Below are 13,878 nucleotides of genomic sequence, written 5' to 3' on the forward strand. Positions count from 1 at the left end.
GAGTGCTATCGGTTTTATCCGAGAGTACTCTTTTTTATAATCACGAATGAAAACACTATTTGTGTCTGTTTTCACAAATATAGTTAAAAAGAAAAAATGAAACTTAATGATGATTCTTATTCTTATTTTTATTTTATATATGGATTGAAGTGAGCATATCATTTTTACCAAAGTCTTCGAGGTCTTTTGCTTTAGCAAAGGCAGAGTGAATACAATGAAAAGCAGGGGAAGTGTAAAATGGTTTACTAAATAAAAATGTGCCATCGTCATCAGCTAAGTATACGGAAACTTTCCAATGGTATATACTTTCGTTATTTTTAGTACATTCACCTTCTAAAGCGATGAGCCAATTTGTCATAGTTGTATTTAAACATTTTTGATCCTGTTTTCCAATAGGAATTAATCCTTTATGATAAAACTCTGTGAAATTAGGATAAAACATCACGTATCAATCCCTCCCTTCTATTAAGTTAATTATATAAAAAATAATCAATAAACGGTTAGCAAAGTTGTTAAAATTTTTCAAAAAAAATTGAGGTTACAGTACATGTGAACTATCATGAATAGATGCAAAATAAAAGGTATAGGAGGGTGGTTCATTATTGTAGCAAGTGAGCTTAAATACAATTTGGTTATCTCGCAAGGTGAGGTATTGAAATGCATTACAAAAAAAGAAAAGAGAGTAGAGAATAACAGAAACAATTTGGTACCGCCCCCCGAAAGTTAGAGTGATAAATCTAACTTTCGGGGGGCGGTACCTTTTCTTTACTCTTTTTTAAGTTGTTTAAAGTGAGTTCATTTTAGACAGCTTTTGATCGGATGGAAGGAAGAATGTTAAAATTCCGATAATTGGCAAGAGGCTCATTAAAAAAATCGTTTGCGATAGACCGATTAAGTCTGATAAATAACCTAGAACGACTGAACCTAAAGCTCCCATCCCGAAGGCAAGACCGACAGTTAATCCCGCCATCGTACCAATTTTTCCTGGAACAAGCTCTTGTGCATAAACAACTGTAACAGAAAAGCTTGACATTAAGATAAAACCAGTGGCAATTAAAATGATAAATGCAACAGCCGGCGTTACGAATGGAAGGATTGCTGTTAATGGTGCAGCACCAAGCATTGATACGAGTATAACATTCTTTTTCCCGAAGCGATCGGCAAGTGGTCCTCCAAAAAAAGTTCCAAATGCACCTGCTAATAAAAAGGCAAATAAAAATAGCTGTGCCTGTTTAATTGTAAAAGAATATTCTTGAATAATATAAAAGGCGTAAAAGTTACCCATTCCAGAAATATACCAAGACCGGGCAAATATTAATAGTAAAATAAGAAATAATGTGACCCAAATGTGCTTTGAGATTTTTCTTTCACCATTTCGCTCAATTTGTTTCTTTTGAGCAGCATTTTGAATGGTTAACTTGTTAGAATACCAAAACGCAATATAGACTAATAACCCGACAGCAATTGCAGCAACAATCGAAAACCAAGCAGCACCTCTTTGTCCGAGCGGAACAAGGATGAGAGCTGTTATTAAGGGGGCTAATGCCTGTCCAGAATTTCCGCCGACTTGATAAATAGACTGCGCTAATCCTCGGCGCGTCCCTGCAGCAATATAAGCGACTCTCGATCCTTCTGGATGAAAAATAGCTGAACCAAGTCCAATAAATAGGACGGAAACAATGATAAGAGTAAAGTTAGGAGCAAAAGCGAGTCCTAAAACACCAAATAATGTTGATGTCAGTCCTATTGGGAGCGCAAAAGGCATCGGATGTTTATCCGTAATGACTCCAACTATTGGCTGCATAATCGAAGAGACAATATTTAATGCAAAAGCGATGAAGCCTAACTGAGTAAACGTAAGCCCCATAGATTTCTCTAAAATTGGGAACATTGCAGGTACGACAGCTTGAATAGAATCATTTAATAAATGCGTTAAACCGATAATCAGTAAAATTTTATAAGTTGTCTTCTCTTGTACACGATGGACAGGATTTAAAACTTCAGCTGATTGACTCATAGCAAACTCCTTTTTTATTCATTACAGAAGATTAGTTTTAATCCCCTATAATTTAGAAGACTTTAATAAACTAATATGATGAATCTTACAATATATATATATATTTCTCAACCTTTTAGTTTTTGAAAAATCTAACTAAAGATGGTTAAAAGCCGTTTCACACTGGGAAATTAGGCTAAAGGCAGAGTAATTGTCACTGTCGTCCCTTTATTTTTTTTACTATGAATTTGAATGTTTCCGTTAAAAGATTGAATGATTCTATTACATACGATAAGTCCTAGTCCAGTGCCATAGTCTTTAGATGTATAAAACGGTTAAAAAATATCATCAATTTTATCTTCTTCTATCCCTATTCCAGTATCGACAATTTTTAAAATACAATCTTTTTTTTCCTTCGATAGGTGAATTATTAATGAACCTTCATTTTCCATCGATTCAAAAGCATTTTTGGAAATATTTAAAATGACTTGTTTCATATGATTTTTTGTGCAATTGATCAGAAGCGGAAAATCAGGGGCGATAAATTCATAATGAATATTATTTAAGTTAGCTTCTGATAAAATAATTGGTTCTAACTCTAATAAAATCATTCGCAAATCTATTTTTTCCGTTTTTTGTGCAGTTGGCCTTCCAAGAATAAGAAACTCACTAACAATTTCATTAATTCTTTCGATTTCTTTATTAATGACTGAAAAATAAAATTGGTCTTGTTGACTATTATATTTTTCATTTAATAGTTGAACAAGTCCTTTTATTCCAGTTAGGGGATTTCGTATTTCATGAGCGGTGCTTGCAGCTAACGTGCCGACTAGCTCTAATTTTTGTGCCTCGATTTGTGCTTTTTCTCTAGACGCTTGCCTTTTTAAAATAACATATTTTATTAATAAGAATAAAATATGTGCAATAATAAGTATGATAATAATAAACAAGCTTGAATCTAAAATTATTTTTTGTTTATTTAACTCAGTCATCTGCACTTTAATATTCCAAGGCAACCGATCAATCGGTACTGATATCCACTCCTTAGATAAATCTGGTAAGTCATCGATATTTAAATTAAATATTACTTTGTTATCCGTATTGACAAATAACATTTTAATGTTTGGAGTTAAAGTATTCATAAAAATCTTCATATAATCAATTCTTAAATGAGCAATAAGAACAGCGCTTAATTCCCGATTGCTGTTTAAAACAGGAGTCGCAAGACTAATAACTTTTTGTTTATTTTCTAATATTTCTTGTTCGCTAGAAATAATGGTATCCTTCGCCTTGACAACTTCTTGAAAATATTCTTTTTTAGATAAATTTACTTTTTTAAGAAAGCTGTTTGAGCCTGCAATTACAGTCCCATCTTGTGATAATAAATACAATCCTCCGTATCGAGGATCTTTCTGATGGATTTTAGCTAACAAAGGTTCTATTTTGTCAGGATCTTCAACAGCAGACTCGGCCATCAGCGAAAGTATTTCTAATATCGTAATGGTTTCACTGATGAACTGATCCCATTGACGTTGGTGGATTGAAGCAATCCATTTTGTATTTTCTTTTTGGATAGAGAATTCTTCTTCAACTCGATAATTGATGTAGATAGAACTGACAATAAGTGATGGAAGCAGGACAACGTATAAATATATCCATATATTTTGTTTGAAAAATTTCATATGTAAGACCTCAAATTATGATAAATGTTGTATACCGAAAGTTATTATATCATTAATATGATAAAGCTGTTAATTTTCGAGATATTGATTCCTAATTTTTCTAATATGATTTGACATGTTTAGAATGTCTTTAATATAATAACTTTGAATTCAAGATAATATGATCTCACAAGGATTGTTTACGCTTATAGAAGCATAAAAAAGGATATGATTTATGTGTCGGAGGAAAAAATAAAGCAAGCATTAAAATTATTTATTGTACTATCACGAGCTTATAAAGCGATGAATGAACAAGTTAATAAATATATCCAAATGAATGACATAAATCCTACAGAATTTGCTGTTTTAGAGCTGTTGTACCATAAAGGCAACCAACCTTTACAACAAATTGGCGGAAAAATTTTGTTGGCAAGCGGCAGTATTACATACGTTGTGGATAAGTTAGAACAAAAAGGATTGTTGCAAAGGTTAGCTTGTTCTCAAGATCGAAGGGTTACTTATGCTCAAATAACAGATAAAGGGAAACAATTAATTGAAAAGATTTTTCCCGAGCACGAAAAGCATATTTATGAATTAATGTCCGTTTTAACAGATGATGAACAAAACACCATGATTGAATTATTAAAGAAAGTAGGTTTGCAAGCGAAGAAATATTAGTTTTTTACAGGCAGTTTGCATGATGGGTACGTTAAATTTTATATCGGATAGTGTACATAAACGATTATAAAAGCATGGTTTTTTTAAGAAAGAGATCCAAAAAAATATAGGAGGTAGCTACATGCGATTTGAAGATTATACTTATAGTCGCCCTAATATAGACAAAATAAGCGAAACATTTCATTACGCTCTAGATCAATTTAAAGGGGCGGCAACGATTGATGAGCAAAACGAAGCGATGAAAGAGATTAATAGTCTCCGAAATGATATCGGGACAATGTTTAATATTTGTTATATTCGACATACGATTAACACGAATGATGAATTTTATAAAGTTGAGCAAGACTATATGGATGAAATTTTACCTCAAGTTGAAGGACTAGTATCAAAATATTATGAAGCACTTATTCATTCAAAATTCCGCACTGGGCTTGAAGAGAAATGGGGGAAACAATTATTCGCACTTGCTGAAACACAGTTAAAAACATTTTCTCCAACGATTGTCCAACTTCTTCAAAAAGAAAATCAGCTTTCCACACAATACACAAAATTGATCGCATCGGCAAAAATTATCTTTGAAGGGGAAGAACGGACGCTTGCTCAATTAGGACCTTTTCAAGAGTCTAAAGATCGTAATATGAGAAAAAAAGCATTTGAAGCATATTTTAGTTTCATGGCAAACAATGAAGAAATGCTTGATAAGATATATGATGAACTTGTAAAAGTACGGACAGAGATCGCGAAAAAGCTCGGTTATCAAAACTTTGTTGAACTCGGATATAATCGAATGTCGCGAACAGACTACGATGCTAGGATGGTTAGGAAGTTTCGTGAACAAGTGAAGGAATTTATTGTTCCGATCGTTGTTAAGCTAAAAGAGCGGCAGAGAACTCGAATTGGTGTCGACAAATTATATTATTATGATGAAGCTGTTAAATTTAAAACGGGCAATGCAGCCCCTAAAGGAAGCCCCGATTGGATTATTGAGAACGGACGAAAAATGTACCATGAATTGTCAAAAGAAACAGGTGAATTTTTCGATTATTTAATTGATCATCAATTAATGGATGTTGTTGCTAAAAAAGGAAAAGCAGGTGGAGGCTATTGTACATTTATAGAAAATTATAAAGCACCATTTATTTTTTCGAACTTTAATGGAACGTCTGGAGATATTGATGTGCTTACACATGAGGCAGGACATGCATTCCAAGTCTATTCAAGCCACGATTATGAAATCCCTGAATATAATTGGCCCACTTATGAAGCGTGTGAAATTCATTCGATGAGTATGGAGTTTTTTACATGGCCATGGATGGAATTTTTTTTTAAAGAGGATACAGAAAAATATAAGTTTGCTCATTTAAGTGAAGCGTTGATCTTTTTACCTTATGGTGTAGCAGTTGATGAATTTCAACATTGGGTGTATGAAAACTATGAAGCAACACCAGCTGAACGGAAGAAAGCATGGCAGGAAATTGAGAAAAAATATATGCCTTATAAAGATTATAACAATCATGACTATTTAGAAAGAGGCGGCTTTTGGCAGCGCCAAGGCCACATATATCAATCGCCATTTTATTATATCGATTATACACTTGCTCAAATATGTGCATTGCAGTTTTGGAAAAGAATAATTGATCGTGATCAAGAAGCTTGGACAGATTATGTGAACTTATGTAAGCTTGGTGGAAGTAAGTCATTTACGGAGCTTGTAAAGGCAGCCAATTTAATCTCACCGTTTGAAGAAGGATGTATAAAATCAGTTGTAAGTGAAATAGAAAACTGGCTTCATTCTGTAGACGATCAAGGTATGTAAGTGAAGCATTAGGGGAGTTCATGCTAAAATAATTTTATCATCTTCTCAAAAAAGCTCTATCAATGAACAATTCACTACTTTATTTTTTAAATAGAAAAAACGCAGGGGGGTAAATCCCTGCGTTTTTCTCTATTTTCCATTTGTTTTTAAAACAATTTTTCCGTCCTCAATGATCGCTTTTAATGATTTTTTATTTGGTTGATCAAGAATAAAGTCTGCAATTTTGTCTTCGAGCTGTTCTTGAATCACACGGCGGAGTGGACGGGCACCAAAAGCGGGGTGGTAGCCAAGTTCCGTTAGTTTTTCCTTTACTTCATCAGTAACAGTTAAGTTGATTGATTGTTCAGTTAATGTTTGTTGCAGCTCGTTTAACATTAAGTCAACAATCTCTAATAGATGAGCTTTTTCTAATGTTTTAAATTCGATAATGCTATCAAAACGGTTTAAAAACTCTGGTTTAAAAAAGTTTCCTAGTGAATCAAGTATATTTGATTCTTCGACAGCGTTATTTTTCTCAAATCCGACTTGGATTGTTCTTTGACCGGTTCCAGCGTTACTTGTCATAATAATGACTGTATCTTTAAAGCTGACAGTTCGTCCTTGACTATCAGTTAAGCGGCCATCTTCAAGTATTTGCAAGAACATATGCTGTACGTCAGGATGAGCTTTTTCAATTTCATCTAATAGAATGATACTATACGGATTACGGCGTACTTTTTCTGTTAATTGACCCGCTTCTTCATGTCCAACATAACCTGGAGGGGAACCGATAATTTTTGAAACACTATGTTTCTCCATATATTCACTCATATCGAGACGAATCATCGCGTCTTTTGAACCGAATAATTCTTCTGCAAGTGTTTTTGTTAACTCTGTTTTCCCTACTCCGGTAGGCCCGACAAAGAGAAATGAACCGATTGGTCGTTCTTTCGCTTTCAATCCTGCTCGGCTGCGTCGAATTGCTTTTGCTACTTTTTTAACAGCTTCTTGTTGACCAATAACTTTGCTATTTAAGTTTTTTTCAAGGTGTTTCATTTTTTGCTGTTCATCTTCCTGAAGCTTACCTATTGGAATTCCTGTTTTCTCTTCAATAATTTGCTGAATGATTGCTTTACTTACAATTGGCCGTTCATGTTCAGGCTGTGCGTTTCTTGTCTTTTCAAGCTTTTCTTCCTCATCCCGAAGCTTTGCAGCTAATTCATAGTTTTCCTGCTTTAATGCAGCTTCTTTTTCTTTATGAATTTCTGCCAAACGTTTTTCAATATTTTCTGTATTTGGGTTATCTGCTTGTAAGTTTAATTTAGAGCCTGCTTCGTCCATAAGGTCAATAGCCTTATCAGGGAGAAATCGATCTTGAATATATCGGTGTGATAAATGAACACACGCTTTAATTGCTTCCTCTGAATAGTTGACTTCATGGAAATTCTCATATTTTGATTGAATTCCTTTTAATATGTCAATTGCTTTGTCTAAATCTGGTTCTAGAACATGAACAGGCTGAAAGCGTCTTTCTAAAGCTGCATCTTTTTCAATATTACGGTATTCTTTTAAAGTTGTTGCCCCAACTAATTGGAGTTCTCCGCGTGCTAATGCTGGTTTTAAAATATTTCCTGCATCCATTGAACCTTCTGCCGAACCAGCGCCAACAATTAAATGATTTTCATCAATAAATAAAATAATATTTTTTCGATGTTGTAATTCAGTAATTAGCTGTTTCATACGTTCCTCAAATTGTCCACGGATTCCTGTATTAGCAACAAGTGAAGCAACATCAAGCAAATAAACTTCTTTGTTTTTCAATTTGTTTGGAACTTCACTATTAACAATTTTTAATGCTAGTCCTTCAGCAATAGCTTTTTTACCAACACCAGGTTCACCAATTAACACTGGGTTATTTTTATTTCGTCTGTTTAAAATTTCAATGACACGATTTACTTCTTCATCACGCCCAATAACAGGATCAATTAATCCAGCCTTTGCTAGCTGCGTTAAATTTCGACCGTATTGATCAATAAATCCTCCACCATGCTGGCTGTGTGAAACATTTGCGGAATGATTTTGGTTAAAATGATTTTCCGGCTGTGGAAAACTTTTAAATAAGTCTTCGAAAGGAAACCCTCCAAAGTTTGAGAAACTATTAAATGATGATCCGAAAGTTGCTCCAAGTTTTTCTCGTTCAACTTTATAGCAGTCATGACATAGATGATAATGTTTTTTTGCACCGTTCATGTTGACTTGCAAGTTAACGTTCGCTTCATTTGTTTGACATTTTTCACAAAGCATAATTTTGACCTCCTTTATGATTTTTGACCTTGACTATCTTTGACCTTTGATTATATTATACTTTGATCTTCTTTGACTTTCAACTACTATTTTTTAATTTTTTTGGTGATCTGCATATAGTTTTCCTTAAATTACATTGATAAAGTTTTACTTTTCCTACTATGAAAAAAGAAGTTACAGTATGCTCGTCATTGATTGTCCTTTTCCTCATATATTGAGAATATAGGGAGGAGATATTGTGAAAATCAATTGGGGGGCTGCTCTACAAATTGCTGCTGTATATGTCGGAACTGTTGTTGGGGCAGGCTTTGCAACTGGGAAGGAAATCGTTGAATTTTTTTCAAGGTTTGGCTTTTTCGGTTTAATTGCCATTATGATGAGTGGTTACTTATTTATTTTTTTAGGGGTAAAGATTATGAGGCTTGCTGTAAAAATTGAAGCAACCTCTTATCAACAGTTAACTGAATTTTTGTTTGGGAAAAGATTTGCAATGATTGTTAATGTTTTATTACTTTTAATATTATTAGGTGTATGTGCTGTTATGCTCTCAGGAGCAGGCGCTGTTTTTGAAGAACAACTTGGTTTATCTAAATCAACAGGGGTATTTTTTACAATCGGACTTTCGCTCGTTGTCATGATGGTTGGAATAAAAGGGTTGTTTGCGGTTAATACTTTTGTTGTTCCGATGATGATTGCATTTAGTTTTATGTTAATGATTTTATCAATGAAGCTGCCTAATTTTTTGGAAAATATATTATACATTCCGTATGTCGCTGATGGATGGAAATCAGCTATAGCTCCGTTTACATATACGGCTTTTAACCTTTCATTAGCACAAGCTGTTTTAGTGCCAGTTGCGAGTGAAGTTAAAGATGAAGCTGCAATTAAATGGGGCGGTATCATCGGAGGAGCAGCATTAACGCTGATTTTATTTTCTAGTCACTTTACTTTAGTAATGCTTCCAAACTTTGAAGTGTATGATATCCCAATGGCAGTTATTATGAAAAGCCTTGCTTCAGGTTTTTATTGGATTTTTGTATTAATTATTTATGGTGAAATTTTCACCTCTATTATTGGCAATGTCTTTGGGATAGAAAGGCAGATGAAAAGCCTGATCTCTACCCCTAGATTTATTATTATAGCGGTTATTTTTACTATTACTTATTTCATTAGTCTCGTTCATTATGGCAGACTTTTATCATACTTGTATCCGCTGTTCGGTTATATTAGTTTGATTTTTATCGTGTTGTTATGGATGAAGCCATATCCAACAAAAAGCCATTAATTTTTAAGAGGGTACTGACCTGCACGAAGCGAAGGAGGAGGCTCGTGGTTCGTCCCCCTGGAACGGAAATCAACGTGTTCCAAAAAGGCGAGTAGATGAACGACAAGTCGCTCACCTACTCGCTATGAAATTCCTTGAGGACTTTTTTAGTGCCCTCATTTTGAGAGGACTTTTTTAGTGCCCTCATTTTTAAGGGATTTTTGCTCCGCTTATAAATTCTATAAAGAGTCAAAAGCCTCTTAAAGTGATATTAGCTAAAATGTACGGTAAAAAGTATACGAGACTGTGGTCTCACACGAATGATTGTTTAGCACAGCCCTTTAGTAGAGCGGCAAAAAGATAAAGATCATTAAATCAAACGTTAAATGAGAAACGATAATAAGAGGGATACTTCTTTTCCATGTGTATAGTGCACCCCAAAAAAGTCCTCCAACAAATGCAGCGAGAATGAGAATTGAATGACCAGCATATATTTGCACAGAAGCATAAAGAAGTGCAGAAACAAATATACTTATCCAAATATTTGTATATTTCAATATTCTTTTTTGAATAAATCCTCGCCAAAAGATCTCTTCTCCAGGTATTAAAATGAACAATAAAACAATGTAATGCCATAGCTCGGTTGGGGCATAACGATTATAAAGCCTTGAAACTTGTTTAGAAAATGGCAAATCAAAAAAGTTGATCATGCTATTGCCAACCCAAAATACCGTATATAATAATAGGCCAGAAATAATCCCATAAAATAAATAATTTGAAACAGGTGCTTGGTCATCCATTTCTTCATTTAAAATAGAATAACTAATTAAAAATAACATGGAAGCAGAGAAAATATACCAAAATACTGACTTATCTTCAAATGTTAAAAACAATAGAAGATGCGCAATAAAAAATCCGATAATTAATCGAAGATCGGATGCGCATTTTTTCATGTCTTCAAACTCCTTTCTTAACAAGAAACAATTTCTATTTTAACAAATATTAAATCATATTTGTACGGAAAAGAATTCTTTTTAAGCTTGTTTAATGATATTTTTTAAATAATGTTTAAATAATGTTAAAATTATTCATAGTTATGTCTAAATAGTGAACGAAACGACAAATCATTTCGAAAAAAAGGATTTATGTATAGAAAAATCGAAAAGGCCGCTTTCAGGCATTGCCAATTTTAATTATGGCATTAGAAATACCTTACTCACGGCATGTCTTTTTAATTTGGTATTGACAGCGTTTGCATAAGTAATACTGAGGAAAAGCTTTCTTTCTTTACTAGAAAGCAGACTCTTTAATTACTTTGTAATTTTTATGGTTAACAACAGTTCGTTGCTCTAAATCAAGTTCACGGTAATTGTCCATGTAAGTTACATCAACAATAACAGAGTTTTCATTTACTTTTTCAACAATTCCTTGTAATCCATCTTTAAATTCAATCACATTCCCTACTTCCGCCTTTTTCAAATTTAATTCTCCCCTTTCTATCCATTTCTTTTTTGATTGAACTATAAATAACAGTTTGCACTACTTGGGGATTTTAGTAAAGGAAAATGTAAAAGTTGTGCAAATATTTATCTGCAAAAAACCCTAGATGGAACAAAGTTAATATTAGAAATAAATGCCCAAAAGACTACTTGAAAATGCTTGTCAGTTGAAGCGATAGGTAAAGAGACGGATATAGTTCATGAGCTAACAACAAAATGCAAGTAACGAACAATGCGAGCGTTTATTAATAGTTAAAGAGACCACTGTAGAAAACTATCCGCTTTTTTTTGAGCATAGTTTTTTCGTTAAAAAAAGACACCTTCGATGTGATTTTTCATATTTAAGGTGTCTTTTTCTTTTACCTACATTTTCTCTTTTTCATTTAATAGCTTAATGATTCGTTTGAGATTGGCCGCGAAGTTTGTGGTCGCCCCTTAAAAGTGCATGTTAAAATATGGGGTTTCTAAATGAACTTCATTTATAGTTTAGACTGCTGTTTAGTTCGAACAAATGGCATCCACCAGTTCCAATGGCCGAGCAGTTTCATTAAACTTGGAACGAGAAGAAGTCGAATAATAGTAGCATCTATTAAAATAGCAATCGCAATCCCAATTCCTATTTGTTTTACAGGAACAACACCTGTGAATGCAAATGCACCTGTAATGACAATCATAATTAAGGCAGCGTATGTAATTATTTTACTAGTTAATGCAAGCCCTTTTGCTGTTGCTTCATCATTATCATGGGTTTTTTGATACAATTCATGAATTCTTGAAATTAAAAACACTTCATAGTCCATACTAAGTCCAAATACAAGACTAAATACTAAAATTGGAATGACTAAGGCGATGTCTGTTTCATGCAAACCAAAATGACCGCCTTGGAAAAGCCAAACTAAAATACCGAAAGTTGATAATAAACCGATTGTATTCATCAATATTGCTTTCAGAGGAATAATTACTGATCGAAAAGCTAGCATTAAGATGAAAAATGTTGCAATGACGATAATGGCAATACATAATGCAAATTTGTCCCCAATTTCATCATAAATTTCTTGATTAAACTTTACTTCACCCCCAAATAGAAGAGGGATATCAGTTTCTTTATTACTCCAATTACGTACCCACTTTTTTGCTTTCTCTGATGTCGCTTCAGTTTTAAGATGTACAGGAAGTAACAGTTTGTCATCTTTAACGAATTGATCAAGAATAGGTTGTAATGCTGTGCTTGTTTCACGATTAGACAAAGCCTTTGCCAGCTGTTCACTTGAATTTATTTGACTTAATCCATAAATAGATTCAACTTTTCCAACTAGTGAGTCCTTTTCAAACATCTTTACTAAATCTTTTAACTGGTCTAAACCATCTCTATCTGCCCAGCCATCTTTTCGTTCAGCAACTACATACACGATACTTTCTTTTTTGGGCTGGAATTCTTGTTGAATTTTTTCTATCGCAATTCTAGATTCGTAGTCTTTTGGAAGAGAATCTGCTTCAGGTATTGATAAATTAATATTTTTAACTGGTAAAATCGCTATTGTTAAACTAATAAGCGCTGTAACACTAATAAGTATTGGTCTTTTCATCACTCCATATGCAAATCGAGTCCACCATGACGTATTATGACTGCGTGGCTTTATGATCATCCAGCGGTTAAGATGATTCCCTAATAATAATAGTATTGAAGGAAGGAGCGTAATCGCCGATATTGCTGATATTGCGATCACGATCATACCTCCTATCGCAATCGTTTGGAATATATCAATTTTAATGAGCATCATCGTTGCAATCCCGATAAATACACAAACAGCAGAAAAAACAATCGATCTTCCTGCTGTTTGAATCGTTGTTTCAATAGCCTTAAATTTATTGTTATGCATTATTAATTCTTCGCGATATCGATGGATAAATAGCAATGCAAAATCAATACTAAGGGCAAGACCAATCATCGGTATAATGTTTAAAATGAAAATAGATAGCGTCATTTTTTCCCCTATGAAGGTTAACGTACCGAAAGAAGCAATGACTGTAATGACACCAAGTATAATGGGAACAATTGATGAAAGGATACTGCCGAACGCTATTAGCAGTACGATCAATGCCACCGGTAATCCAATCATTTCTGCCCGCACTAAATCATTTTGGCTCGCTTTGTTAATATCTTCATTTAGGACTGGAGCTCCTGTTAAATTCACATTTTCTTTATGAGCAATTAGTTTTCGAATCTTTTGTACTTCATGCTTCATATCTTTTTGATCTTTATCAAACATGATAATCGCATATGAAATGTCATTCTTTCTCAGTTCTTGATTAACGTTAGGTGATTGAATCCCCATAGTAATATTCAATTTCTCGACTTCTTCAAGTGTAGTGTCGATTTTTTCTTCAAATTCTGATTTTGATTCTTTTTCAGCTTTTTCAAATAATAAGAATAAAGTTGAATTTGGAAAATTAAATGTTTCGATTAACTCTTTCTCAACTGTTTTAAAATCTCCACTCATTTCAAAACCATCGCCATGAAGAAGAGAAGGGAGTTGGATTGCAAAGTATCCTAAGACAATTGTGATGACGATCCAAAAAGATAAGATCCATTTATAAAACCGCGAAACAAATGTTGAAATACATTTCATCTTTACATATACTCCTTATACGAATTTTTCACTTCTTACTCTATTATGATA

9 protein-coding genes and 1 pseudogene are annotated in these 13,878 nt (G+C 33.6%); 3 read left to right on the forward strand and 7 right to left on the reverse strand.

Going from position 1 to position 13,878, the window contains the following annotated elements; all coding sequences use genetic code 11:
- Positions 1-133 precede the first annotated feature (133 nt).
- The 3 genes and pseudogenes from K6959_RS04765 to K6959_RS04775 form a co-directional block, all read right to left on the reverse strand.
- Complete coding sequence (locus K6959_RS04765; protein WP_163242025.1) at positions 134-445, reverse strand: hypothetical protein; 312 nt, start codon at positions 443-445, stop codon at positions 134-136.
- A gap of 339 nt (positions 446-784) precedes the next feature.
- Positions 785-2,017, reverse strand: a complete 1,233-nt coding sequence (locus K6959_RS04770) for an MFS transporter (protein WP_223087793.1) — start codon at positions 2,015-2,017, stop codon at positions 785-787.
- A 170-nt stretch (positions 2,018-2,187) separates the two neighbouring features.
- Positions 2,188-3,678 (reverse strand): annotated as a pseudogene (locus K6959_RS04775) (ATP-binding protein).
- Between the two features lie 207 nt (positions 3,679-3,885).
- Here K6959_RS04775 and K6959_RS04780 point away from each other — a divergent pair.
- Positions 3,886-4,335, forward strand: a complete 450-nt coding sequence (locus K6959_RS04780) for a MarR family winged helix-turn-helix transcriptional regulator (protein WP_179959025.1) — start codon at positions 3,886-3,888, stop codon at positions 4,333-4,335.
- A gap of 121 nt (positions 4,336-4,456) precedes the next feature.
- The gene (locus K6959_RS04785) at positions 4,457-6,151 is read left to right on the forward strand and encodes a M3 family oligoendopeptidase (RefSeq protein ID WP_223087794.1); all 1,695 of its coding nucleotides are present in this window, start codon (positions 4,457-4,459) and stop codon (positions 6,149-6,151) included.
- 129 nt (positions 6,152-6,280) lie between these two features.
- On the opposite strand, the gene K6959_RS04790 is transcribed toward K6959_RS04785, so the two are convergent.
- The gene (locus tag K6959_RS04790; RefSeq protein WP_223087795.1) at positions 6,281-8,434 is read right to left on the reverse strand and encodes an ATP-dependent Clp protease ATP-binding subunit; all 2,154 of its coding nucleotides are present in this window, start codon (positions 8,432-8,434) and stop codon (positions 6,281-6,283) included.
- 238 nt (positions 8,435-8,672) lie between these two features.
- Here K6959_RS04790 and K6959_RS04795 point away from each other — a divergent pair, with 238 nt between their 5' ends.
- On the forward strand, positions 8,673-9,719 hold the full coding sequence (locus K6959_RS04795) for a YkvI family membrane protein (protein WP_163242031.1): 1,047 nt from the start codon (positions 8,673-8,675) through the stop codon (positions 9,717-9,719).
- A 320-nt stretch (positions 9,720-10,039) separates the two neighbouring features.
- Here K6959_RS04795 and K6959_RS04800 read toward each other — a convergent pair whose 3' ends face one another.
- The 3 genes from K6959_RS04800 to K6959_RS04810 form a co-directional block, all read right to left on the reverse strand.
- Entirely contained in the window at positions 10,040-10,651 is a 612-nt protein-coding gene (locus tag K6959_RS04800; protein ID WP_163242032.1) for a CPBP family intramembrane glutamic endopeptidase, read from the reverse strand.
- Between the two features lie 337 nt (positions 10,652-10,988).
- Entirely contained in the window at positions 10,989-11,177 is a 189-nt protein-coding gene (locus K6959_RS04805; protein WP_163242033.1) for a YkvS family protein, read from the reverse strand.
- Positions 11,178-11,676: 499 nt separating this feature from the next.
- Complete coding sequence (locus K6959_RS04810) at positions 11,677-13,827, reverse strand: MMPL family transporter (protein ID WP_223087796.1); 2,151 nt, start codon at positions 13,825-13,827, stop codon at positions 11,677-11,679.
- Positions 13,828-13,878: the final 51 nt, after the last annotated feature.

This window comes from Bacillus aquiflavi (genome assembly GCF_019915265.1).
Lineage (GTDB): Bacteria > Bacillota > Bacilli > Bacillales > Cytobacillaceae > Bacillus_BT > Bacillus_BT aquiflavi.

Coding starts and splice junctions, on each gene's coding strand:
- K6959_RS04770 (WP_223087793.1), bottom strand. CDS start 2,017: ATGAGTCAATCAGCTGAAGTTTTAAATCCTGTCCATCGTGTACAAGAG.
- K6959_RS04780 (WP_179959025.1), top strand. CDS start 3,886: ATGATTTATGTGTCGGAGGAAAAAATAAAGCAAGCATTAAAATTATTT.
- K6959_RS04785 (WP_223087794.1), top strand. CDS start 4,457: ATGCGATTTGAAGATTATACTTATAGTCGCCCTAATATAGACAAAATA.
- K6959_RS04790 (WP_223087795.1), bottom strand. CDS start 8,434: ATGCTTTGTGAAAAATGTCAAACAAATGAAGCGAACGTTAACTTGCAA.
- K6959_RS04800 (WP_163242032.1), bottom strand. CDS start 10,651: ATGAAAAAATGCGCATCCGATCTTCGATTAATTATCGGATTTTTTATT.
- K6959_RS04810 (WP_223087796.1), bottom strand. CDS start 13,827: ATGAAATGTATTTCAACATTTGTTTCGCGGTTTTATAAATGGATCTTA.